We start from the raw sequence: 23,271 nt of genomic DNA, 5'->3' as shown, positions 1-23,271 counted from the left end.
CATATTAACACGGAAACATCCATACAATATTTTTTCGTTAAATAAAAATGATTTTTCAGCTTTTCTATGTTATAATTTGTATGAATCTGCTATTATTGTACGAAATGTATGGAATATAGCATTTTCAAACTATTTGTCAGTTATATCTGACATTTATTTTACACACATTGGGAGGGTACATATGGATTTTACAAATTTTACAAACATCAACGCACGGATCACTGCCTGGGGCGGTATCAAGCAAACAGCATTTAATAAGAAAAAATACGCAGCCGCAGAGGCCTCATGGAATCTGCTTTCTCCACAGGAGATTGCAATGCTTGACCAGCAGATTCCATACGGTGTGGAAGCGTTCTCATTCGTAGCAACACCGACAGCAATTCTCGTCTATGAGGCGAAGACGGTGCGCGTAATTCCGATTCGCGATATCATGTGGATCTATGGAAATGTAGTTAAACAGACGATGAATTTTATTCCGACAAGCAAATTTCATACCTTATATCTGCTCGCACGAGATGGTGGAACTTATTCACTTGGCCAGATCACAACCGGTGGTTTCTCCAAGAAAGCGCCGCTTGATGAAGCAGTCGCCCAACTGCAGAACCTGTTATTCCCTTACAGAAAGGGAATTGTATATGGATATTCCGATGAAATCGCGAACTATTTCCAGGGGAACTTCGCCGGAGCTGTCCAGATGGTTGACGCGAAATCTATGGAGCCTTAGACCCACGTCAGGTATTCCATATGCCGGTCTGATTGACAGTCAATGCAATCTCACACAACAGATAAAAAAGGATTAGCTGTATCTATACAGTCAATCCTTTTTCTTTTATATTCATATATTCTCATCAATTATTGCATCGTCTGTATCGGCAGATTCGAGCAAATCACACTAATGAATCGTCGTACTTCCGACGAATTCCGTCGTATCATCCAGATAGGTATAGCCTTCGCCCGCCTCATACTGAATCAGGCAACCAGAGTTATAATACTGCGCAAACAGCACCTTTCCTTCCCCACCATACACAACAATCACGCCCGGACAACCAAATTGTCCGTAGAACGAATCACAATTCATTCCAAGCGGCTCATCCTCGTCGCCCGTAAAATTCAGGAAACGATAGTCGCTTCCATTCTCCGCATTCAATTCTTCCAACACCTTTTGTGCAAAATAATACTCCAACGCATTTGCATCGGTAATGCCATTTGCACTTTTATTCTGTGCTCGGCTAATCATATAATTCGTGAGCACGCCACATCGCTGTGCATTCCCTTCGTCATCCGTATATGTCTTATCTAGATTCATCTCATGATCTTCCGCATAACTGGAAACCATGCCTGTCTCAACCGCCGAGACAATCGTCCGAAGTTCCTCCATCGCATTTGATGCTCTGGCTTTCCTAATGTAACGAATAACCGCCAGACCGATTGCACCCGCGAGCACCGCCATGATTGCAATTGCAATAATCAATTCTACCAGTGTGAAACCTGCATTGTCTGAATTATTTCTCCAATTTTTCATACCCTTACCCCGCATATATCAAACTTTTCATAACTAAAGCCATCATATCATCATATGCACGGCAAGGCAAACGTATTTCCATAAAATGCTTGACGAAAAATTACAATTCTCCGCCTATTACAATCCCTTTGGCATCTGTCCCATGTCCGATCTGCTTCGTGACCGCAATCGGCATTGTTTTTCTCACATACTTCTTCACAAGTTGCACAATATCCGGCATGCACTGCTTTGCTTCCATCTCCGTAAATGTTCCAAGCAGGATACCCGCGATCTGCTCAAATGCACCAATCTGCTGCAACTGGCTCAGATAGGTTTCCATTCGTGCTACTGTTCCGGACCGACTCTCAAGAAGAAGAATCTTCCCATTCAGATCTGGCATATACGCCGTCCCAGACAGCTTTAAGAAACAACGGATATTTCCTCCGACAATGATTCCATGCATCTCCGTCCCCTGTACATAATGATAATCGATCCGGTACAACGCATCACCACCCTCACACAGGACATCTCGCACATCCGTCATCTGCTGCTTGCGCTCCTTGTAGAGCACATTTCGTATCTGATACAACACACCTGTCCGTCCAGCCTTCGCGTAAATTGCATTTAATACCGTCGTCAGGTCACTGTATCCCCAGAACTGCTTATCCATCTTTGCAATCACGCTATAATCCAGATACGGCAGGATTCCATTCGCGATATCTCCACCGGATATGTCACAGATTGCGTCAATCGTATCATCCAAGTAAAAATCCATTACTGCCTTCGCACGTTCTTCTGCCGTTCCACCCGCCACACCATCACGCGCATACAGGAACGGGCTGAGCACACTCTCAATCCCCATGTCTGCCAGTATCCGATGCAATTCCTCAATCTCACCTTCGTATGCCCGATTGAATCCATCTGAACAGCACACAATTCCGATTTTTCTCGTCATAATTATTCTCCATGAAAAAATAAACGGGCTGCCTTTCGACAACCCGTCTGGTTTTATATAGATTAAACTAACTCAAGAATAACCTTCATAGCACCGTCACCACGACGCTCGCCAATCTTAACGATACGTGTGTAACCACCCTTGCGGCTAGCATACTTTGCAGCATACTCGTCGAAGAGCTTAGCTGTAAGGTCTACCTTCTTTGTAGCAGCTTTCTTTCCTGCAGCATCTGTAGGAACTTCAACTACCGGGTAGAGAACCTTAAGCATCTGACGTCTAGCGTGCAGTCTGGAAGGCTGATCCTTCTTAACTGTCTTCTCAACTTCGTCGTACTGTGTAACCTTCTTACCATCTACAACTTCCTTGATACGCTTGCCATCTTTGTCCTTCTTAGCAACCTTAGCAGTTACCTTGATCTCGTCGAAGTTATCCTTCTCCTTAACAGCAAGTGTGATAAGGTGCTCAGCGATCTTACGAACTTCCTTCGCTCTAGCCTCTGTTGTCTCAATCTTTCCATGATAGAGAAGCTGTGTTACCTGATTACGAAGTAATGCGATTCTCTGATCAGACTTTTTACCAAGTTTTCTATACATTGCCATTTTAATTTTCCTCCTTACCCTTTCGGGTCTTCACTTTGCTTACTAATCCTTCGGCTTAAGTGGATATTATTCATCACCAGTACGAAGCGACAAACCAAGTTCTTTTAATTTAGCATAAACTTCATCGAGAGACTTACGACCAAGGTTACGAACCTTCATCATATCGTCCGGAGTCTTATTTGTCAATTCTTCAACTGTATTAATGCCTGCTCTCTTCAAGCAGTTATAAGAACGAACGGAAAGCTCCAGTTCGTCGATACTCATCTCAAGTACCTTTTCCTTCTGATCGTCTTCCTTCTCTACCATAACGTCAACAGACTTAGCATTCTCTGAAAGATCGATGAAGAGATTCAAATGCTCACTGAGCACCTTTGCTGCAAGGCTGACTGCCTCATCTGGTGCCAATGTACCATTTGTAAATACATCAAGTGTAAGCTTGTCATAATCTGTAACCTGTCCGACACGTGTGTTCTGAACTGTCAGATTTACACGCTCCACAGGTGTATAGATAGAATCAACAGCGATTGCATCAATAGATGAATCAAGACCTTTGTTCTTGTCAGATCCAACGTAACCTCTGCCGTTTGTGATCAGAAGCTCCATCTCCAACTTTGCCTCCGGACCGCTCAAATTTGCGATTACCAAATCCGGATTCAAAATCTCAAGATCTGCATCTACCTGAATATCACCAGCCGTCACAACCTTATCACCTGAAGCATCAATATATGCAACCTTAGGCTCATTTGTTGTAGAATTGTTCTTGATGCAGAGATCCTTGATATTCATCACGATCTCTGTCACATCTTCCTTTACACCTGGAAGAGATGAGAACTCATGCAGAACGCCCTTAATCTTAACCTGACTAACTGCAGTTCCCGGAAGAGATGATAACATAATTCTACGAAGAGAATTACCAAGTGTAATACCATAGCCTCTTTCCAATGGCTCTACTACAAACTTACCATATTTGTTATCGTCTGAAATCTCTGCGATTTCAATTCTAGGTTTTTCAAATTCAAACACTACTGACCCTCCTTCTGGATAACTGGTGTTACTTAGCTACAAACCCTTTACTTACGCGAATTACTTAGAGTACAACTCGACGATAAGTGTATCGTTTACAGGTACGTCAATCTGCTCTCTGAGTGGAAGCTCCTTAACAGTTCCTGTCAATGTCTCAACGTCTGACTCCATCCAAGCTGGAGTAACAACGCCTGCGTTTGCCTCTACGATATTCTTAAATCCCTGAAGAGACTTGCTCTTCTCTTTGATTTCAATCTTATCACCAGCACTGATTCTGTATGAAGGAATATTTACGCACTTGCCATTAACCAATACATGCTTGTGATCAACGATCTGTCTGGCCTCACGTCTTGTTCTTGCAAATCCCATACGGAAAACTACGTTATCCAGTCTGGACTCAAGAAGGATCATAAGGTTTGGTCCTGTAAGACCTGGCATACGCTCTGCCTTTACATACAAGTTACGGAAAGGCTTCTCAAGCATACCATAAATAAACTTAGCCTTCTGCTTCTCACGAAGCTGTAATCCGTACTCACTTACTTTTCTGTTTGCTCTAGTCAATTTTCTTCTTGACTTCTTATTTACACCGAGAACGACTGGATCCATATCTAAGGATCTACATCTCTTGAGAATAGGTGTTCTATCTACTGCCATTATCATGTACCTCCTTATTATTAGACTCTTCTTCTCTTTGGTGGACGACATCCGTTATGTGGAACTGGAGTTACGTCTCTGATACTTAATACTTCCAAACCGCAGGCTGCGAGTGCACGGATAGCTGCCTCTCTACCTGAACCTGGTCCCTTAACCATAACATCTACTGACTTCAATCCATAAGGAAGAGCTGCCTTTGTAGCTGTCTCTGCTGCCATCTGTGCAGCATATGGTGTAGACTTTCTGGAACCTCTGAATCCAAGTCCACCTGCACTTGCCCAAGATAATGCATTACCTTCGGCATCTGTCAATGTAACGATTGTATTGTTAAAAGATGACTGAATATGAGCCTGTCCACGATCAACATTCTTTCTAACACGCTTCTTAGCCACTTTCTTAGTAGTAACTTTCTTAGCCATTAACCTGAACCTCCATTACTTCTTCTTATTTGCTACTGTTTTCTTAGGACCCTTACGAGTTCTTGCATTTGTCTTTGTCTTCTGTCCACGAACAGGTAATCCTCTTCTGTGACGGATACCACGGTAGCAACCGATTTCCTGTAAACGCTTAATGTTAAGAGCTACTTCTCTACGCAGATCACCTTCTACGACCTGAGTTTCGTTGATAACTTCGCTGAGTCTCTTAACCTCATCGTCAGTCAGATCACGAACTCTAGTGTCCGGATTTACGTTTGCTTCTTTCAGAATTCTTGTAGCTGATGTTCTTCCTATACCATAGATATAGGTAAGTCCGATTTCGATTCGCTTTTCTCTTGGTAAATCAACACCTGAAATACGAGCCATTCTTGTTATACCTCCGTAAAATAACTTAATGAAACAATTTTTGACACATGCTATGTGTCCAGCCGCTTTTATCAACTCCAGCCAAGAGCTGATGTCCGTTGTCGTCCACCCGAATACCGGCGTGGCGTCAATCGAAGTTGGTATGTAATGTGGAATACCATTACACGCACAAATACAAGGCATAGTTATAGATGGGCTATCATCCTACATACCTTGTTCCAACTGTCCTGTCAGATTGTAAGACCTAATGTCTAACAATGACCCATGTTCTATCATAAATGGCATTTATGACATACGCGAACATGAATTAACCCTGACGCTGTTTGTGCTTTGGATTTTCGCAGATTATACGAATACTGCCTTTTCTTTTAATGACTTTGCACTTATCGCAAATTGGTTTAACTGATGCTCTAACCTTCATTAAAATACTCTCCTTTCCAAAAAGTCCGCTACGAAAACCTATGATACCATTTTCCATAGCGAAATGCAAGTGAAAATGTAAATTTATTTTGCTCTCCAGGTGATTCTTCCTTTTGTAAGATCATATGGAGATAAAACCACGGTTACTTTGTCGCCCGGAAGGATTTTAATGTAATTCATTCTGAGCTTTCCACTGATATGGGCAAGTACCTTCAACCCATTCTCTAATTCTACCTGAAACATTGCGTTTGGAAGCTTCTCCAATACGGTTCCTTCCATTTCGATTTCGTCTGCCTTTGGCATATCATATCCTCCTTAATTTATTGATCTATATTATAATTCCAATCCCTCTGCACGTGATAAGATCTCTGGATCTCCCTCAGTTATCAGTACTGTATTTTCATAATGTGCGGAACGTGAGCCATCCATGGTAACGACTGTCCAGTCATCATTCAGCCAGCCAACCTGATAGCTTCCAATGTTGATCATCGGTTCAATCGCTATGACCATCCCCGGTTTTAACTTCGGGCCTTTGAACAGCTTCGGGTAATTCGGCACATTTGGTTCCTCATGGAGATGTGCGCCGACACCGTGTCCAACCAGATCACGGACAGCAGAATACCCTCTTTTCGTAACATACCCAAAAACCGCTTTGGATATATCATTTATATGATTGCCCGCCCGGCACTGTGCAAGCCCTTCAAAAAAGCTTTGCTTCGTTACCTCGATCAATTGCACCGATTCGGAATCGATCGTTCCGACACCATACGTTCTTGCAGCATCCGAGTGATATCCTTTGTATATAACTCCGGCATCGAGGCTTACGATATCGCCTTCCTGCAAAATCCGTTCTTTAGACGGTATGCCGTGTACAACCTCATCATTGACTGAGACACAGATGGACGCCGGATAGCCCTGATAATTCAGGAACGATGGTTCGCATCCGCAGCTTCGGATAAAATCCTCACCGCACTTGTCTATCTCATATGTGGATATGCCCGGTTTTATAATTTTCTTCAATTCCTCATGCGTTTTGGCGAGAATCTCTCCCGCCTTACGCATAAGCTCTATCTCATGTTCTGTTTTGATTATGATCGCCATTTTGAACTCCGATACAGATATTAACCTAAAATAGCTACAATCGCATCAAATACGTCCTTCATATCCTTTGTTCCGTCTACCTCTGCGATGACGCCCTTCTTTGTATAGAAGTCGATCAGTGGCTGTGTCTGCTCATGGTAAACCTTCAAACGGTTCAGGACTGTCTCCGGCTTGTCGTCGTCACGAAGGATCAGGTCTGCACCACAAGTATCGCACTTACCCTCAACCTTAGTTGGGTTGTATACGATATGATAGGTTGCACCACATCCTACACATGCGCGTCTGCCGGACATTCTATTTACAATGTTTTCATCTGGGACTTCCACGTTGACTGCATAGTCGATCTTCTCGCCATTTGCAGCAAGAGCAGCGTCAAGTGCCTCTGCCTGCGGAATGGTTCTTGGGAATCCGTCAAGGATGTAACCGTTCTTGCAGTCATCTGCCTTGAAACGATCCATGATCAGGTCTACAACCAGCTCATCTGGAACAAGTAATCCCTTGTCCATGTATTCCTTTGCCTTTGCGCCAAGCTCTGTACCGTTCTTGATATTGGCACGGAAGATATCTCCAGTCGAAATGTGTGGAATTCCGTACTTCTCAGCTAACATCTTTGCCTGCGTTCCCTTACCTGCACCAGGTGCGCCTAACATAATAATCTTCAAATTATTGTCCCTCCATACTTTTCTTTTCTATGCTTTTTGTTTCCGCAAAATTTATTTCCCTATAACTAGGAATAGGAATGTACCCATAGGATACACTCCTGCTTCCTTTTATTGACATTAATCATTCAAGAATCCTGAATAATTTCGTACAATCATCTTAGACTCGATCTGATCAATCGTCTCAAGAACTACACCTACGATAATGATGAGTGAGGTTCCGCCGAACGATACGTCCGCACCAAACATTCCGTTGAAGAAGATTGGGATGACCGCAACGATCAACAGACCAACCGCACCGATAAATACGATGTAATTCAGTATTTTATTTAAGTAATCCTGTGTCGGCTTACCAGGACGGATACCTGGAATAAATCCACCGCTCTTCTTTAAGTTGTTCGCTACTTCCATCGGGTTAAATGTTACCGATGTATAGAAATATGCGAAGAATACAACCAACAGGATGTATATAATCAGACCTACACTTGCCCATGGATATGCAGGGTTAAACCAGTAATTCGAATTCATACCTCTTAAAATCTTTGCCCATACACCGCTGGTGTTGATATTAAACAAATTCACAACAACCATTGGTACGGAAAGAATGGAAGAAGCGAAGATAACCGGGATAACGCTTGATGTGTTGACCTTCAGAGGAATATGACTCTGCTGTCCGCCCATCATTCTTCTTCCCTGTACCTTCTGTGCATGCTGTACCGGAATCTTTCTGACTCCGCCCTGTAACAAAACAACCAAAATTGTTGTTACAAGTATAACCGCCAGAATAATCGCACCTGCGATTACCTGATCTACAATATCCTGACCCTTCATGAACTTTGTATATAAGTCCGAAAAATCACTTGGCATTCTGGATACGATGTTTATCAACAGGATAATAGAAATACCGTTGCCAACACCTTTTTCCGTCACACGCTCACCAAGCCACATAACAAAGGCACTACCTGTTGTCAATGTAATGATAACAAGCAGATATCCAAGTGGTCCGGTTACTGTCATATAATGTCCACGGTCGAAACCAATGACAAGTCCGAGACTCTCGATTACTGCTAAAAAGATTGTTACATATCTTGTGATAGCTGTAATCTTCTTTCTTCCGTCCTCACCATCCTTCTGCATCTCCTCCAATGCTGGAATCGCAATAGTAAGAAGCTGGATGATAATGGAAGAAGTAATATATGGTGTTACATTCAATGCAAAAATAGACATCTGTGTGAAGGAACCACCGGTGAACGAGCTCAGGAAGCTGTTTGCATCACCGAGCGCGCTCTCCAAATATTCCTTGATTGCGACTGTATTCAGTCCCGGTACCGGGATCAACGAACCAAAACGGATGACTATCAGGACAAAGAATGTAAAGAGTAATCCCATACGGATCTCTTTGACCTTAAAAGCGTCACGTAAGGTTTTGAACATACTAAATCACCTCTGCTTTTCCACCAAGAGCTTCGATCTTCTCTGCAGCGGCCTTACTGAATGCATTCGCCTTAACAGTAAGCTTTTTAGTCAACTCTCCATTTCCTAAAATCTTAACACCATCTCTAGGGTTCTTTACAACACCTGCCTCGATCAATGAAGCTACAGATACTTCTGCGCCATCTTCAAATCTCTCGAGAACTGAAAGGTTGATTGCAACGATTTCCTTATGATTTCTGCTTGTGAATCCTCTCTTAGGGATTCTTCTGTAAAGTGGCATCTGTCCACCTTCAAAGCCTGGTCTTGGAGCTCCAGAACGAGCCTTCTGACCCTTGTGGCCCTTACCGGCAGTCTTACCATTTCCTGAACCATGTCCACGGCCTCTTCTGAAGCTATCGCTTGATACAGCGCCTTCAGCTGGCTTTAAACTTGATAAATTCATGACTGTTCCTCCTTCTAACAAAATTAAGCTTCTTCTACTTTTACTAAGTGACGAACCTGCTGTACCATTCCCATTGTAGCATCATTGTTTGGAAGTTCAACAGTCTTATGCATCTTTGTAAGACCAAGTGCTTTCACAGTTGCTCTATGCTTAGGAATTGCACCAATTGGTGACTTTACTAATGTTACTTTTACCTTATCTGCCATCTCAAATTACCTCCTTAGTTAAGAATCTCGTCTAAAGACTTACCACGGAGTTTTGCAATCTCTTCTGGGGACTTAATTGCCTTAAGACCCTCGATTGTAGCAAGAACAACATTCTGCTTGTTGTTAGAGCCGAGAGACTTTGTACGGATGTTCTTGTATCCTGCAAGCTCCAATACCTTACGAGCAGGACCACCAGCGATGATACCAGTACCTTCTGGTGAAGACTTCAGCAGAACGCTTGCGCTGCCGAACTTACCTGTATAATCATATGGAATACTTCCATTCTCATTGATATCAACTTTTACAAGTTTCTTGATTGCATCCTCTTTTGCCTTGCGGATTGCCTCAGGGACCTCAGCTGCCTTACCTAAGCCGGCACCTACGTGTCCGTTCTTATCTCCGACAACTACAAGAGCAGCAAATCTCATGTTACGTCCACCTTTTACAACCTTGGTGACACGCTTAATGTTTACTACGCTATCTTCCAATTCTAAATTAGAAGCATCGATAATTTCACGTTTCATGTGTTGTTCTCCTCCCTATTAGAATTCAAGACCAGCTTCTCTAGCAGCATCTGCTAAAGCCTGAATCTTACCCTGATATATAAAACCGCCTCTGTCAAAGACTACTTCCTTGATGCCTGCGTCAAGTGCCTTCTGTGCAATTACCTTGCCAAGATAAGCAGCTGCTGCTACATCATTTGTCTTCTCTAACTGATCCTTTACGTCCTTCTGAACTGTTGAAGCTGACACTAAAGTGTTACCAACTGTATCGTCAATAATCTGAGCGTACATATGATTATTACTTCTGAATACAGCAAGTCTTGGTCTTTCAGCAGTGCCGCTAAAACGGTTACGAACTCTTAAATGCTTCTTAATACGAATAGCACTTCTTGATTCCTTTTTAATCATATCTTTTCACTCCCTTATTATTTCTTACCAGTCTTACCAACTTTACGTCTGATAACTTCATCAACGTACTTGATACCCTTGCCCTTATATGGTTCTGGGGCTCTCTTCTCACGGATTTCGGCAGCATACTGGCCAACCTTTTCCTTGTCGATACCGCTAACAGTGATCTTGTTACCATCAACAGTTGTTGTGATTCCATCTGGATCAACCATCTCAACTGGATGTGAGTAACCAAGTGCAAGGTTCAGCTTGTTACCCTGCTTAGCTGCTCTGTAACCAACACCATTAACTTCCAAAACCTTTGTATAACCCTCAGTTACACCGATTACCATGTTGTGAATGAGAGTTCTTGTAAGACCATGAAGTGAACGCATCTTCTTCAAGTCGTTTGGTCTGTTTACGAGGATCTCTTCGCCTTCCTGCTTGATCTCCATCTCTGCTGGAAGTACTCTCTCAAGAGTTCCCTTTGGTCCCTTTACAGTCACCTTATTATTTTCTGCTATCTCAACAGTTACGCCTGCCGGAATAGCGATAGGCATTCTTCCGATTCGTGACATTTCGCCTTGTCCTCCTTAATTATTCTCTTGTAGAAAATCCCGACTTACCATACGAAAGCCAGTACTTCTCCACCAACATTCTCTTTTCTAGCTTCCTTATCTGTTAATACACCCTTATTTGTAGAGATGATTGCTGTACCGAGGCCACCGAGTACCTTTGGAAGCTCATCCTTTGATGCATATACACGAAGACCAGGCTTAGAGATTCTCTTAAGACCTGTAAGGATCTTCTCGTTCTTGTTTGCACCATACTTAAGTGTAATCTTGATTGTCTTGAAGTTTCCTTCCTCAACAACGTCAACTGCCTTGACATAACCTTCCTTGAGGAGAATGTCTGCAATCGCCAGCTTCATCTTAGAAGCAGGTATATCTACTGTATCATGTTTTGCAGTATTTGCGTTACGGATTCTTGTAAGCATATCTGCAATTGGATCGCTCATTGACATAGCTTTGTTTCCTCCTTATTCTTCTTCACTCTTACCAGCTTGACTTCTTAACGCCTGGTATCTGTCCCTTGTATGCTAACTCACGGAAACATACTCTACAAATTCCATATTTTCTCAAAACTGAATGTGGACGACCACAAATCTTGCAACGAGTGTACTCTCTGGTAGAAAACTTCTGAGGACGCTGCTGCTTAACCTTCATAGATGTTTTAGCCATAGTTCATTTCCTCCTACTTCTTAAATGGCATACCGAACAAAGTCAATAACTCACGAGCTTCCTCATCTGTCTCAGCCGTGGTAACGAAGATGATATCCATACCTCTTACCTTATCAACCTTATCGTACTCGATTTCAGGGAAAATAAGCTGCTCCTTGATACCTAATGCGTAGTTACCTCTACCATCAAAAGCATCCGGATTTACACCTCTAAAGTCACGTACTCGTGGAAGTGCAAGGTTTACAAGTCTGTCTGTAAACTCATACATCTTCTCGCCACGAAGTGTTACCTTACATCCGATTGGCATACCTTCTCTTAACTTGAAGTTCGCTACGGACTTCTTAGCACGTGTTACAACTGCCTTCTGACCTGTGATTGTCTCAAGATCCTTGATTGCAGTATCTAAAACCTTTGCGTTTTCCTTTGCTTCTCCAACGCCCATGTTGATAACGATCTTATCAAGCTTTGGAATCTGCATTACATTCTTATATCCAAACTTCTTAACCATAGCATCTTTAATTTCGTTGCTATATAAATCTTTAAGTCTGCTCAAAATCTTCTGCCTCCTTCCCTATATTAATCGATAACTTCTGTCTTGCCATCGATCTTGGCTACTCTGACCTTATCCTTCTTCTCACCCTGGAAGCCAACGCGAACTGGCTTACCCTTGTAGAGATACATAACGTTTGAAAGGTCGATAGGAGCTTCCTTATCAATGATTCCGCCCTGCTGGTTCTGCATGCTTGGCTTGCTGTGCTTGTGAACGATGTTTACGCCCTCAACAAGAACCTTGTTGTTCTTAGCATCAACAGATAATACCTTACCTTCTTTGCCCTTATCCTTACCGGCAATGACCTGAACCATATCGTCTTTTTTAATCTTCATAGTTGCCATCGTCGCTACCTCCTATAATACTTCTGGTGCAAGAGACACGATCTTCATGAACTTCTTGTCTCTCAATTCTCTAGCGACAGGTCCAAAAATACGTGTTCCTCTTGGATTACCGTCATCCTTAATAATAACTGCTGCGTTCTCATCAAACTTGATGTAGGAACCGTCCTTACGACGAGCACCCTTCTTAGAACGTACAACTACGGCTTTCACAACATCACCTTTTTTTACAACTCCGCCTGGTGTTGCGTCTTTAACTGAGGCAACGATGACATCACCGATATTTGCATATCTTCTTGTAGAACCGCCTAATACACGAATGCAGAGGATTTCCTTAGCACCTGTGTTATCAGCAACTCTAAGTCTTGTTTCCTGCTGTACCATTTTGTCTGCGCCTCCTTACTTAGCCTTCTCGATAATCTCGACAAGTCTCCATCTCTTATCCTTTGACAAAGGTCTTGTCTCCATTACTCTTACTCTATCGCCAACTTTACACTCATTATTCTCATCATGTGCCTTGAGCTTGTAAGTTCTCTTTACAATCTTACCGTAAAGAGGATGCTTTACATTATCAACGATTGACACAACGATTGTCTTGTCCATCTTATCACTTGTAACTAAACCTACACGTGTTTTTCTCAGATTTCTGTCCACAATATGTTCCTCCTTTTACGATAATTATGCGTTCGCCTTCTGAGCGATCACTGTCTGAATTCTGGCAATGTTCTTACGAACAACCTTAATTCTGCTTGTATTCTCAAGCTGGTTAGTGGCGTTCTGGAATCTCAAGTTGAATAATTCCTTCTTAGCAGCTACTAACTCGCTCTGCAACTCTTCCAGAGACTTTGCGTTTAATTCGTTCTTATAATCCTTAAGCTTCACCGCCATTAACCTCCTTGTCTAAATCTGCTTTTGATACGATCTTACACTTTACAGGCAGCTTGTGTGTAGCGAGACGAAGGGCTTCCTTTGCTGTCTCTTCTGGCACACCAGCGATCTCAAACATAACTCTGCCTGGCTTAACAACTGCTACCCAGTACTCCAGAGCACCCTTACCAGAACCCATACGAGTTTCAGCAGGCTTTGCTGTTACCGGCTTATCTGGGAAAATCTTGATCCAGACTTTACCATTACGCTTTACATATCTTGTCATAGCGATACGGGCAGCCTCGATCTGGTTGGATTTGATCCAAGCAGGCTCAAGAGCTACGATACCATATTCACCGTTTGTAATCTTATTTCCACGAAGCGCCTTACCAGCCATAGTGCCTCTGAACTGCTTACGACGCTTTACTCTCTTAGGCATTAACATTATTTATCGCTCCCTTCCTTGTTTCCTTTAGTAGGAAGTACTTCACCGTGGTAAACCCATACCTTAACACCAACTTTACCATAAGTTGTGTTTGCCTCAGCAAAACCATAATCGATGTTAGCACGAAGAGTCTGAAGAGGAATCTTACCCTCTGTATAGAACTCTGTTCTAGCCATATCTGCACCGCCAAGACGTCCTGAACAGCAAGCCTTGATACCAAGTGCGCCCATCTTCATTGTTCTGCTCATGCAAGACTTCATAGCACGTCTGAATGAGATACGGTTCTCAAGCTGCTGTGCAATGTTCTCTGCTACTAACTGTGCATCAAGATCCGGCTTCTTAATCTCCTTGATGTCGATGAAAAGCTTCTTAGAAGTAAGCTTCTGAAGCTTAGCCTTGATCTCGTTGATTCCAGCGCCGCCCTTTCCGATTACTACACCAGGCTTAGCTGTATATAAGTTTACTCTTACCTTATCAGCTGTTCTCTCGATCTCGATCTTAGAGATGTTTGCTGAATAAAGCTCTTTCTTTAAAAACTCACGAATCTTATAGTCCTCAACAAGGTTATCTGAGAATTCTCCGTCCTTGGTATCAGCATACCACTTTGAATCCCAATCCTTGATGATTCCGACTCTTAAACCATGTGGATTAACTTTCTGTCCCATTGCTTACCTCCTATCTTGCATCCAGCACAACAGTGATGTGGCTTGTTCTCTTCTCGATTCTGTAAGCTCTACCCTGTGCTCTCGGCTGAATTCTCTTCATTGTTGGTCCTTTGTTTGCATAACACTCAGCGATGTAAAGGTCTTCTACCTTCATACCGTTGTTGTTCTCTGCATTCGCAATAGCGGACTTCAATAACTTCTCAATTACCTTTGATGCATAACGATTGTTGTAAGCAAGAATACCAAGTGCTGAAGTTACATCCTTGCCTCTGATCGCATCTAATACGAAACATGCCTTTGTTACTGATACTCTAGCGTATGAAACAGTAGCCTTAGGTCTTGTATCCTTATTCTCATTTCTGAGTCTCTTAATCTGGGATCTATGTCCTTTTGCCATGAATGTGTCCTCCTTTCGACTTATCTCTTCTTACCCTTCTTCTCATCCTTGCCATGTCCTCTGTATGTTCTTGTTGCAACGAACTCACCGAGCTTATGGCCAACCATATCCTCAGTTACATATACAGGCACATGCTTTCTTCCATCATATACAGCGATTGTATGACCAACGAATGATGGGAAGATTGTTGAACGACGTGACCATGTCTTAATGACGTCCTTCTTGTTGTCAGCGTTCATAGCATCTATCTTCTTTAACAAATAACCATCTGCAAATGGTCCTTTCTTTAATGAACGAGCCATAACTTACCTCCTTACTTAACGTTCTTACCGTCTCTTGTTCTTACAATGTACTTGTTAGACTGCTTGTTCTTCTTTCTGGTCTTAAGTCCCAGTGCCGGCTTACCCCAAGGAGTAGATGGGCCAGAACGACCGATCGGTGCTCTACCTTCACCACCACCATGTGGGTGATCGTTCGGGTTCATAACAGAACCACGTACTGTTGGGCGGACACCCATGTGACGCTTACGTCCTGCTTTACCGATGTTAACAAGTCCGTGCTCGATATTACCAACCTGACCGATTGTTGCACGGCAAACGATAGGAACCATTCTCATTTCGCCGGATGGAAGTCTGAGTGTTGCATACTTGCCTTCCTTTGCCATGAGCTGAGCGGAGTTACCTGCGGAACGTACAAACTGTGCGCCCTTTCCAGGATAAAGCTCAATGTTGTGAATCTCAGTACCAACTGGGATGTTCTCAAGTGGTAAGCAGTTACCAATCTTGATTTCTGCATTTGCACCATTCATAAGCTCGTCGCCAACCTTAAGTCCAACTGGAGCAATGATATATGCCTTCTCACCGTCTGCATAGTGAAGCAGTGCGATGTTTGCTGTTCTATTTGGATCGTACTCGATTGCAGCTACCTTAGCAGGGATATCATCTTTTCTTCTCTTGAAGTCGATCATTCTGTACTTCTGTCTGTTTCCGCCGCCGTGATGTCTTACTGTAATCTTACCCTGATTGTTACGTCCTGCAGTCTTATCCTTCTTTGCAAGAAGTGATTTCTCTGGAGTGCTCTTTGTGATCTCCACGAAATCAAGACCTGTCATATTCCTTCTGGAAGGTGTATATGGGTTATATGTCTTAATTCCCATTTTAGTTCTCCTTTCGAATCTCAATTTATTATCGTGCTTTTATTGCACATAGCTTTTAATCTTAAAGACCTTCGAACAATTCGATATCTGCGCTCTCAGCTGTAAGCTGAACGATTGCCTTCTTAGTCTTTGCTGTCTTGCCGTAAGTCATACCACGTCTCTTAGTCTTACCATCCTGATTCAATGTGTTGACCTTAGCAACCTTTGCTCCCTCGAACATCTTCTCTACAGCTTCCTTAACCTGAGCCTTGGTAGCTTCTGGATGAACAAGGAAAGTGTACTTCTTCTCAGCCATAGCGTTCATACTCTTCTCTGTAAGAACCGGCTTAAGGATAACGTCATAATATTTGATATCTGCCATTATGCATACACCTCCTCGATTGCTGCTACTGCATCCTTTGTGATTACGAGTGAATCATACTTAAGAATGTCATATACGTTGATTGAGTTTGTCATAGTTGTCTTAACTGTTGGGATGTTTCTAGCTGAAAGAACAACCTTCTCATCCTTATCCTTTGTTACAACCAAAGCCTTAGGTGCTTTTAAGTTGTCAAGGATCTGAGCAAACTTAGATGTCTTGATCTCATCAAGCTTGAACTCATCAACTACGATAAGCTTAGAATCCTGAACCTTTGATGTGAGTGCAGACTTGATAGCGATCTGCTTCTCTCTCTTGTTCATCTTCATAGAGTAATCTCTTGGCTTTGGTGCAAATACAACACCACCGCCTGTCCACTGTGGAGATCTTGTAGAACCCTGTCTTGCATGACCTGTTCCCTTCTGTCTCCAAGGCTTTCTTCCGCCACCAGATACTTCAGAACGTGTCTTTGCGCTCTGTGTACCCTGACGACCGTTTGCTAACTGGCTTACAACTGCCAGATGTACTAAATGCTCATTTATCTCAACACCGAATACGTTGTCGTTAAGCTCAAGCTTATCTACTTCTTTACCTTCGATGTTATAAACTGCTACTGTTGCCATCTAATGATCCTCCTTCCTGAAAGCCCGGCTTATTTGCCAGTCTTTACTGTTTCCTTAATCATTACTAATGATTTCTTTGGTCCAGGTACGGCACCCTTTACCAAAATTACGTTGTTCTCTACATCTATCTTAACAATCTCAAGGTTCTGTACTGTAACTCTTACATTACCCATATGTCCAGGCATCTTCTTACCCTTGAATACTCTACCTGGTGTAGTTGCAGAACCGTTGGAACCTGCATGACGATGATACTTAGAACCATGAGCGGAAGGACCAGACTTCATACCGAATCTCTTGATACCGCCTGCGTATCCCTTACCCTTTGACTTTGCAGTAACATCAATCTTGTCACCCTCTGCAAAGATATCAGCCTTGATCTCATCACCTGCGTTGTAATCAGCTACGTTCTCAAGTCTGAACTCACGAACGAACTTCTTAGGTGTTGTGCCAGCCTTCTTGAAGTGGCCAACCTCTGCCTTACCAGCGCCATGTGGGTTTCTGATTACTTTCTTTCCAGAAACATCCTTTGTTGTTACTCTTTCTTTCTTTTCGCCGAAACCAACCTGTACTGCATCGTAACCGTCGTTATCAACTGTTTTTACCTGAGTTACAACACATGGTCCAGCCTGTAAAACTGTTACTGGTGTTAAAACACCGTCTTCGTTGAAGATTTGAGTCATTCCGACTTTTGTTGCTAAAATAGCCTTCTTCATGAAATTTTTCCTCCTAATTTTAATTCACAGCGGATTGCCGGAGCAATCATTCTAAATTCGCTTTCGCGTAATTAGGTACTGCAATAAACATTTTGATTGATGAATTACTTCATCTTTACATTAACATATACACCAGCTGAAACATCAAGCTTCTGAAGAGCATCGATTGTCTTCTGTGATGGTGTAAGTACATCAATGAGTCTCTTGTGAGTTCTCTGCTCGAACTGTTCTCTGGAATCCTTATACTTATGAACAGCTCTGAGGATTGTGATCTTCTCAACCTTTGTAGGCATTGGAACAGGACCTGAAACCTTTGCTCCTGTACTCTTGATCGTCTCGATGATCTGCTTTGCAGCCTGATCGATTAACTTGTGATCGTACGCCTTCAATGTGATTCTCATTACTTGACTTGCCATAAAAAAAGCCGCCTCCTTTTCGCACTTTTTGTAGTACGACAAGTGGTGACTGTACAACTTTCCCGTGTGTTTCTTATCTTATCTCACACCAAGGTGTTTCAGATATCTTCACACGTCATCTCTGGCATTGCCAGATGGTTATTGAGTACAGTGACTTGTCGCCAGTTATCGTTAATTGACATTCGCTCCACGAAAAACCTATGTCATGCATAGCAACCTTCGCTTCTACGCTATCAATGTCACAGCAAGGGTTATTATACTCAATACCACCTGTAAATGCAAGAGTTTTTTTTATTTTTTTGTATTTTTTTCGATACGCTGGTATTGTCTGCCAGATTCCGTATCTTTTTGATATTTTTGTGTGTTTCTTCTATAATAATGTCTGTTATGAATACGGATTGTTGTCTGTATTCTGTCCCGGTGTATATGGAACACTTGGTGCACCATCCGGTGTCTGGTTGTAAGTCTGATTTGGTGCCTGTCCATATCCTGCATCCGGTGTCTGGTTATATGCCTGTCCAGTGACTGGATTTACCACACCTGCATCATATGGCTGTCCGGTTACCGGATTCACATACGGATTGCCCGGCTGTCCCATCGCCGGTGTTGCATTTGTATAAGCAAGATTCTTCTCATTCTTAATCTGTTTGTTAATCTTTGCGAATGCAATTATACAGAGCACGCCGATTGCCAGAGCGCCAAGCACGATCATCCAGCCAAAAAATCTTGTCTGTGTAGCATCGACTGCAACCGTATAATAATCGCAGTAATCTGCAATGCCGGATGACGCCAGTGCATCTCTGTAATAGCCTTCGATTTCCGGATCCAGTGTACGGATCTGTCCTTCGATTGCAATTGCATCGCTGAAGTTTGCATTATCATCATTTGCAAGCTCGTCTAACTTCTTAATCGTTTTCTTGTTCTTCACGGTAAGTACGATAATCTTCGCATCCGTAATATCATCCATGTTATCATCACCAAGTACGATCGCGTAATGCTGTTCCTTGCCTGCCGGGATAACGCCATTGATGTAATGCTTTGTCTCTGCGAAGTTACCAAGTACAAGGTAACTGTCTGTTCTTACGTGATCGTCCTTCTGCGGGCGGACATTGGCTGCAATCTCATTCAAATCTTTTGCTTTGCCTCCAAGCAGATAATCCATGTCCCCGATGAAGCACATGATTGCCAGCAGCACGAAAATAATTCCGACGATCAGGCTGACGATTGCACCGCCTTTTTTGTTCTCTTTCTTTGGTTTCATAATTTTTCCTCCTCTTCCCTCTCTTCTACTTTAGTAGATTATATATAGAAGGAACGATGTGCATCTCCTCGCACATGCGTTCAACTTCCTGTAAACTGCGCTCCCGTTTTTCTTTCGGGATTGCAGATTTTACAGCACGTATCAACAGATTCTTCGGTGAATGTGCAAAATCCACAAACTCCAGAATCTGTGTCTTGTACCCACGGTACGTTAGCATATTGGCACGTATCGCATCCGTCGCAAGTGCCGCCATACGTTCTTTGATGATGCCATATTCCATCATCGGTGCCAGCAATTCGCTTTCGATCTGTCCGTTTACTTCATGCTGGCAGCACGGCACAGATAAAATATATTTTGCATTCCACTGTACAGCGTTGAACAACGCATAATCAGTCGCCGTATCGCACGCATACAATGTCACAACCATGTCAACCGGCATTTTCGTCTTATAGCCGTTGATATCTCCAAGTTCAAAATGCAGATGGTCATAGCCGTACTTCTCCGCCGTCTCATTGCAGTGTTTTATCACATCCGCTTTCAGATCCAGTCCGATGATTTCCGCCTTTTTCTTTCGGATTTCTACTATATAATAATAGAGGACAAATGTCAGGTACGATTTGCCACATCCAAAGTCCAGAATGTGGATCTCATCCTTTGTTTCATTTTTCAGCACATCATCAACAAGCTCCACGAAGCGATTGATCTGTTTGTACTTGTCATACATGGAACGGACAACCTTCCCCTCTTTCGTGAATATACCCATATCCACAAGTGGCGGAACTGTCATGCCCTCCTGTAAAATATAATTCTTCTTCCGGTTGTGTTCGCCCCGGCGGCTGTTCATCTTATCTGCCAGATCCGCTACATCGCTGCCGCTTGTCTTCGCCAGTTTTGATGTTCCCGACTGTTTTGCCGGAAGTCTGGTTGCGTTCGTCAGCAGTTTGCCTTTCTTCGTCATCTTAAAACTATATTCTTTTTCTTCTGTGAATATATTCATCTGGCACAGATGCTCCGGGAAATGCACAAGCAGCTTGCCTGCAAGTTCCTCTACATCAACATTTTCCTGAAAGACCTGCTTTTCCGTATACGCCGCAATCTGGCAAAGTTCTTTCCCACGCACCGTCGTCCATGTAACTTCCACTTTTCGATATTGATATGTCTTATCCAGCCGGTTACTCACGATGATCCGCGTCATCTGCGGAAGCAGCCGCTCGATCTGTTCTTTTATTTTCTCCATAGCAAGCCTCTTTTTCCCATATATGGCTTTATTATATCCGACCACTCTACATGTTTCAACTGTATTTTTCTTTAAATACAAAAAAACGCGCCGGCTTGTGCCGACGCGTTTTGCGGGGGAGAAGAATTGGTTGATGAAACCAATGTATATTACTCAGCAGCTATAGCTGCTGTCTTGATAATGAATTTTGTCACACCGGCTGTGTTGTCTGGCTTTCCACCGAAGCTGTCATACTCGGTTGCTGCTTCCATTGCTGCCTGCAGTCTCTCAACAGAATCCTTCACATCGCCGTTGTATGCGCTGATCATCTTCTTGATTGCCTCATTGTTCAAAGTTACAAGACTCTCATTCAAGGTACCTGCGCCATCTGCTACCTGTGATGCGCCATCTGCCAGTGTCACAGCACCATCCTTCAACTGTCCGGCACCACTTGCCAATGCATTTGCGCCACTCACCAACTGGCTGATACCATTCTTCAATGCTGGTATCGAGCCTGCCAGAGTTGATGTTCCCTGTGCCAGTGCATTTGCGCCGCTTACTAAGCTGTAACCATTTGCCTGTGTTGCTTCGATCTGGGAAGCAATCGTTGCCTTTGCTGTCTCAGCGCCCTGTACGGCTGCCTGACCGGCTGCCTGCGAAGCTGCCTGTGTAGCGGCAGACTTACATGCATCTACAACGGACTGACCGATGGCTGCCTTGCCGCCTTCTGCAAGAGATGTGGTTGTTTGCTGTGCCATCTGCTTGAATGCGCCCTGTACACTTGCAGCAACTCCTGCTTGCAGTTCTGCATTCTGAAGCGCACCATTATATGCCTGATTAAACGCCGTCTGATAATCCAGATTATATGCCTGCATCAATTTTGGAGCATTCTCCGTAGCATATTCCATCGCCTTGGATGAAAGTGCTGCATTATAAAATGCTGTATATGCGTCAGAATTAATGTATGCCTGCGCAATCTGATCCGTTGCATTACTCATACTTGTTGTGTAATTGTTTACTGCTGAATTATAAATATAATTGTATGTGTCCGTTCCTGCTGCGAACTGTGCTTCCACACTTGCAGAAACCTGCGAAGCTGCCTGCTTTGCGACAGCAGCCTGCTCTTCTTCTGTCATCTTTGTGTTAACAGCTGTATCCAGTGTATTGACACCTGCTGCGATTGCCTGTGCACTCTGGTTGATTACGCTGACGCCATTTGAAAGATCTCCAGAGGAACTTGACAGGCTTTCCATACCTGCCTTCAGGCTTCCGGCACCGGATGTCAGATCACCCATCTTATCTGCCAATGTACCTGCGCCATCGGATACCTGTGTTGCTCCATCGGAAAGCTCACCAGAGCCATCTGCCAGCTGGTCACCAGCACTGCTCAGGCTGTCTGTCAGCTTATCGAGGTCTGTCAGATCCACGCCGCCAGAGAAATTCATCTCAGAGCCATTGACAAGCAGTGTCACTGTCATATCCAGTGAGAAGTCTGTCACATCTGCACTCACCTCTACATATTCTGGAATCTCTGTATCCAGATCTGCGGCTGCATCCTTTACGCCATCATCCAGTCCAGGAATCGCATAACCGACAACGATATTGCTCTCGCCCTGTGTGAGGTATTTACCATTTGTAACCTGAATATTCTTGAAGTTGTTGCCAAGCACCATGCCGGATACTGCAACGAATGGTACGGAGATATCCTCGTCCTTGCCATTTACTTCCTTCGTTACTGTTTCGTTGCTTGTATAATCCAGACGAATCTTTACCTTACCACTCTTACCTGCCAGGTCTTCTGGAGAAATTTCATTTCCATCCAGATAATAAGTTGCCTTCACAGAGACCGGAAGCTCCTTATCCGTTGTTCCCTGATAGCTGATCTCATTTCCGGCAGCATCCCATGTGATCTTGTTGCCGTTCTGTGTAAATGTCTCGTCGCCCTTGACATTTACGATATCCTTCAGATCGGTTGTATCTTCAATCTTGTCGCTCTTGTCACGGTTCTTCAATGTCTCATTGACTAAGATGTTATCGACATCGCCATTTGCCTTAGCAAATACATAAACGGTCTCGTCCTTGTCGACATCCTTCTCTGTCATATTTACATTTTCAGCGAGCGTATCTGCCAGCTCATCCGTATTCATGACTGTCGTTGCGTCGGTATCGCTTGCCTTATCATCTCCGGCAAGGTATTCCTTGTCATACTTTGTCACATCTGTACTGCCTGTGATTCCGGCTACGCAGGAAGCCACTGCCAGTGAAACAGCTCCGGCAGAACCTGCGATATACTTTGTCGTTTTCTTCCATTCTTTCTTATTTAAACGCTTCATAA

General features: G+C 43.3%; 37 protein-coding genes. 1 reads left to right on the top strand and 36 read right to left on the bottom strand.

All coding sequences use genetic code 11. The features are described from left to right. Window positions 1–181 precede the first annotated feature (181 nt). Window positions 182–724, top strand: coding sequence for a hypothetical protein (locus H9Q76_RS02105; RefSeq protein ID WP_118374263.1), 543 nt, complete (start codon window positions 182–184; stop codon window positions 722–724). Between the two features lie 168 nt (window positions 725–892). Here H9Q76_RS02105 and H9Q76_RS02100 read toward each other — a convergent pair whose 3' ends face one another. The 36 genes from H9Q76_RS02100 to H9Q76_RS01925 all read right to left on the bottom strand — a co-directional run bounded on the left by H9Q76_RS02100 (window position 893) and on the right by H9Q76_RS01925 (window position 23,269). Then, complete coding sequence (locus H9Q76_RS02100; protein WP_182428851.1) at window positions 893–1,522, bottom strand: type II secretion system protein; 630 nt, start codon at window positions 1,520–1,522, stop codon at window positions 893–895. Between the two features lie 100 nt (window positions 1,523–1,622). Further along, on the bottom strand, window positions 1,623–2,456 hold the full coding sequence (locus tag H9Q76_RS02095) for an LD-carboxypeptidase (protein WP_118374261.1): 834 nt from the start codon (window positions 2,454–2,456) through the stop codon (window positions 1,623–1,625). A gap of 62 nt (window positions 2,457–2,518) precedes the next feature. Continuing rightward, entirely contained in the window at window positions 2,519–3,055 is a 537-nt protein-coding gene (locus H9Q76_RS02090) for a bL17 family ribosomal protein (protein ID WP_021984672.1), read from the bottom strand. Window positions 3,056–3,121: 66 nt separating this feature from the next. Beyond that, window positions 3,122–4,078, bottom strand: a complete 957-nt coding sequence (locus tag H9Q76_RS02085; protein ID WP_021984673.1) for a DNA-directed RNA polymerase subunit alpha — start codon at window positions 4,076–4,078, stop codon at window positions 3,122–3,124. Between the two features lie 60 nt (window positions 4,079–4,138). Next, a complete protein-coding gene (rpsD, locus tag H9Q76_RS02080) occupies window positions 4,139–4,732 on the bottom strand; it encodes a 30S ribosomal protein S4 (protein ID WP_021984674.1) in 594 nt (197 codons plus the stop codon). Between the two features lie 20 nt (window positions 4,733–4,752). Further along, window positions 4,753–5,151 (bottom strand): 30S ribosomal protein S11, encoded by a 399-nt coding sequence (rpsK, locus tag H9Q76_RS02075; protein ID WP_021984675.1) that lies wholly within the window; start codon window positions 5,149–5,151, stop codon window positions 4,753–4,755. 15 nt (window positions 5,152–5,166) lie between these two features. Then, complete coding sequence (gene rpsM / locus H9Q76_RS02070; RefSeq protein ID WP_021984676.1) at window positions 5,167–5,535, bottom strand: 30S ribosomal protein S13; 369 nt, start codon at window positions 5,533–5,535, stop codon at window positions 5,167–5,169. A gap of 307 nt (window positions 5,536–5,842) precedes the next feature. After that, on the bottom strand, window positions 5,843–5,956 hold the full coding sequence (rpmJ, locus tag H9Q76_RS02065; RefSeq protein ID WP_117781418.1) for a 50S ribosomal protein L36: 114 nt from the start codon (window positions 5,954–5,956) through the stop codon (window positions 5,843–5,845). 83 nt (window positions 5,957–6,039) lie between these two features. After that, window positions 6,040–6,258: a translation initiation factor IF-1 gene (infA, locus tag H9Q76_RS02060; RefSeq protein WP_021984677.1), complete on the bottom strand. Its 219-nt coding sequence runs from the start codon at window positions 6,256–6,258 to the stop codon at window positions 6,040–6,042. Window positions 6,259–6,288: 30 nt separating this feature from the next. Beyond that, window positions 6,289–7,056: a type I methionyl aminopeptidase gene (map, locus tag H9Q76_RS02055; RefSeq protein WP_021984678.1), complete on the bottom strand. Its 768-nt coding sequence runs from the start codon at window positions 7,054–7,056 to the stop codon at window positions 6,289–6,291. A 20-nt stretch (window positions 7,057–7,076) separates the two neighbouring features. After that, complete coding sequence (locus tag H9Q76_RS02050) at window positions 7,077–7,718, bottom strand: adenylate kinase (protein ID WP_021984679.1); 642 nt, start codon at window positions 7,716–7,718, stop codon at window positions 7,077–7,079. A 117-nt stretch (window positions 7,719–7,835) separates the two neighbouring features. Further along, window positions 7,836–9,149: a preprotein translocase subunit SecY gene (gene secY, locus H9Q76_RS02045; RefSeq protein ID WP_021984680.1), complete on the bottom strand. Its 1,314-nt coding sequence runs from the start codon at window positions 9,147–9,149 to the stop codon at window positions 7,836–7,838. Window position 9,150: 1 nt separating this feature from the next. Beyond that, the gene (rplO, locus tag H9Q76_RS02040; protein ID WP_021984681.1) at window positions 9,151–9,591 is read right to left on the bottom strand and encodes a 50S ribosomal protein L15; all 441 of its coding nucleotides are present in this window, start codon (window positions 9,589–9,591) and stop codon (window positions 9,151–9,153) included. A 23-nt stretch (window positions 9,592–9,614) separates the two neighbouring features. After that, entirely contained in the window at window positions 9,615–9,797 is a 183-nt protein-coding gene (rpmD, locus tag H9Q76_RS02035; protein WP_021984682.1) for a 50S ribosomal protein L30, read from the bottom strand. Window positions 9,798–9,811: 14 nt separating this feature from the next. Then, entirely contained in the window at window positions 9,812–10,321 is a 510-nt protein-coding gene (gene rpsE, locus H9Q76_RS02030; RefSeq protein ID WP_021984683.1) for a 30S ribosomal protein S5, read from the bottom strand. 18 nt (window positions 10,322–10,339) lie between these two features. After that, window positions 10,340–10,708, bottom strand: a complete 369-nt coding sequence (gene rplR / locus H9Q76_RS02025) for a 50S ribosomal protein L18 (protein ID WP_021984684.1) — start codon at window positions 10,706–10,708, stop codon at window positions 10,340–10,342. Between the two features lie 17 nt (window positions 10,709–10,725). Next, window positions 10,726–11,265: a 50S ribosomal protein L6 gene (gene rplF / locus H9Q76_RS02020; protein WP_021984685.1), complete on the bottom strand. Its 540-nt coding sequence runs from the start codon at window positions 11,263–11,265 to the stop codon at window positions 10,726–10,728. 44 nt (window positions 11,266–11,309) lie between these two features. Then, a complete protein-coding gene (gene rpsH, locus H9Q76_RS02015; protein ID WP_021984686.1) occupies window positions 11,310–11,711 on the bottom strand; it encodes a 30S ribosomal protein S8 in 402 nt (133 codons plus the stop codon). A 31-nt stretch (window positions 11,712–11,742) separates the two neighbouring features. Continuing rightward, window positions 11,743–11,928, bottom strand: coding sequence for a type Z 30S ribosomal protein S14 (locus tag H9Q76_RS02010; RefSeq protein WP_021984687.1), 186 nt, complete (start codon window positions 11,926–11,928; stop codon window positions 11,743–11,745). A gap of 13 nt (window positions 11,929–11,941) precedes the next feature. Further along, window positions 11,942–12,481 (bottom strand): 50S ribosomal protein L5, encoded by a 540-nt coding sequence (gene rplE / locus H9Q76_RS02005; protein WP_021984688.1) that lies wholly within the window; start codon window positions 12,479–12,481, stop codon window positions 11,942–11,944. Between the two features lie 23 nt (window positions 12,482–12,504). Next, a complete protein-coding gene (gene rplX / locus H9Q76_RS02000; protein WP_021984689.1) occupies window positions 12,505–12,822 on the bottom strand; it encodes a 50S ribosomal protein L24 in 318 nt (105 codons plus the stop codon). Window positions 12,823–12,834: 12 nt separating this feature from the next. After that, complete coding sequence (rplN, locus tag H9Q76_RS01995) at window positions 12,835–13,203, bottom strand: 50S ribosomal protein L14 (RefSeq protein ID WP_021984690.1); 369 nt, start codon at window positions 13,201–13,203, stop codon at window positions 12,835–12,837. Window positions 13,204–13,218: 15 nt separating this feature from the next. Beyond that, entirely contained in the window at window positions 13,219–13,476 is a 258-nt protein-coding gene (gene rpsQ, locus H9Q76_RS01990; protein WP_177982119.1) for a 30S ribosomal protein S17, read from the bottom strand. A 21-nt stretch (window positions 13,477–13,497) separates the two neighbouring features. Further along, window positions 13,498–13,707, bottom strand: a complete 210-nt coding sequence (rpmC, locus tag H9Q76_RS01985) for a 50S ribosomal protein L29 (protein WP_021984692.1) — start codon at window positions 13,705–13,707, stop codon at window positions 13,498–13,500. Further along, on the bottom strand, window positions 13,691–14,131 hold the full coding sequence (rplP, locus tag H9Q76_RS01980; protein ID WP_021984693.1) for a 50S ribosomal protein L16: 441 nt from the start codon (window positions 14,129–14,131) through the stop codon (window positions 13,691–13,693). Before rplP ends, rpmC begins: the two co-directional genes overlap by 17 nt. Next, window positions 14,131–14,796 (bottom strand): 30S ribosomal protein S3, encoded by a 666-nt coding sequence (gene rpsC, locus H9Q76_RS01975; protein WP_021984694.1) that lies wholly within the window; start codon window positions 14,794–14,796, stop codon window positions 14,131–14,133. The genes rplP and rpsC overlap by 1 nt, the downstream gene beginning before the upstream one ends. A 10-nt stretch (window positions 14,797–14,806) precedes the next feature. Next, on the bottom strand, window positions 14,807–15,193 hold the full coding sequence (gene rplV, locus H9Q76_RS01970) for a 50S ribosomal protein L22 (RefSeq protein ID WP_021984695.1): 387 nt from the start codon (window positions 15,191–15,193) through the stop codon (window positions 14,807–14,809). Window positions 15,194–15,213: 20 nt separating this feature from the next. Further along, entirely contained in the window at window positions 15,214–15,495 is a 282-nt protein-coding gene (gene rpsS / locus H9Q76_RS01965; RefSeq protein WP_021984696.1) for a 30S ribosomal protein S19, read from the bottom strand. An 11-nt stretch (window positions 15,496–15,506) separates the two neighbouring features. Then, window positions 15,507–16,349, bottom strand: a complete 843-nt coding sequence (rplB, locus tag H9Q76_RS01960; protein WP_021984697.1) for a 50S ribosomal protein L2 — start codon at window positions 16,347–16,349, stop codon at window positions 15,507–15,509. 61 nt (window positions 16,350–16,410) lie between these two features. After that, the gene (gene rplW, locus H9Q76_RS01955; protein WP_021984698.1) at window positions 16,411–16,710 is read right to left on the bottom strand and encodes a 50S ribosomal protein L23; all 300 of its coding nucleotides are present in this window, start codon (window positions 16,708–16,710) and stop codon (window positions 16,411–16,413) included. After that, window positions 16,710–17,330 carry a 50S ribosomal protein L4 gene (rplD, locus tag H9Q76_RS01950; protein ID WP_021984699.1) on the bottom strand — a complete coding sequence of 207 codons (621 nt, stop codon included), beginning with the start codon at window positions 17,328–17,330 and terminating at the stop codon, window positions 16,710–16,712. Before rplD ends, rplW begins: the two co-directional genes overlap by 1 nt. 29 nt (window positions 17,331–17,359) lie before the next feature. Next, window positions 17,360–18,043 (bottom strand): 50S ribosomal protein L3, encoded by a 684-nt coding sequence (gene rplC / locus H9Q76_RS01945; RefSeq protein ID WP_021984700.1) that lies wholly within the window; start codon window positions 18,041–18,043, stop codon window positions 17,360–17,362. Window positions 18,044–18,147: 104 nt separating this feature from the next. Next, on the bottom strand, window positions 18,148–18,459 hold the full coding sequence (rpsJ, locus tag H9Q76_RS01940; protein ID WP_021984701.1) for a 30S ribosomal protein S10: 312 nt from the start codon (window positions 18,457–18,459) through the stop codon (window positions 18,148–18,150). Window positions 18,460–18,844: 385 nt separating this feature from the next. Further along, window positions 18,845–19,720, bottom strand: coding sequence for a DUF6709 family protein (locus H9Q76_RS01935; protein ID WP_118374260.1), 876 nt, complete (start codon window positions 19,718–19,720; stop codon window positions 18,845–18,847). A gap of 25 nt (window positions 19,721–19,745) precedes the next feature. Continuing rightward, window positions 19,746–20,957 (bottom strand): class I SAM-dependent methyltransferase, encoded by a 1,212-nt coding sequence (locus H9Q76_RS01930; protein WP_249321454.1) that lies wholly within the window; start codon window positions 20,955–20,957, stop codon window positions 19,746–19,748. Window positions 20,958–21,106: 149 nt separating this feature from the next. After that, window positions 21,107–23,269 carry a hypothetical protein gene (locus H9Q76_RS01925; protein WP_118374258.1) on the bottom strand — a complete coding sequence of 721 codons (2,163 nt, stop codon included), beginning with the start codon at window positions 23,267–23,269 and terminating at the stop codon, window positions 21,107–21,109. Window positions 23,270–23,271 lie beyond the last annotated feature (2 nt).

The organism is Wujia chipingensis (genome assembly GCF_014337155.1).
Classification (GTDB): Bacteria; Bacillota; Clostridia; order Lachnospirales; family Lachnospiraceae; genus Coprococcus_C; species Coprococcus_C hominis.
The sequence above is the reverse complement of the archived record's forward strand: the minus strand, read 5'-3'. Positions and strand labels throughout refer to the sequence as shown.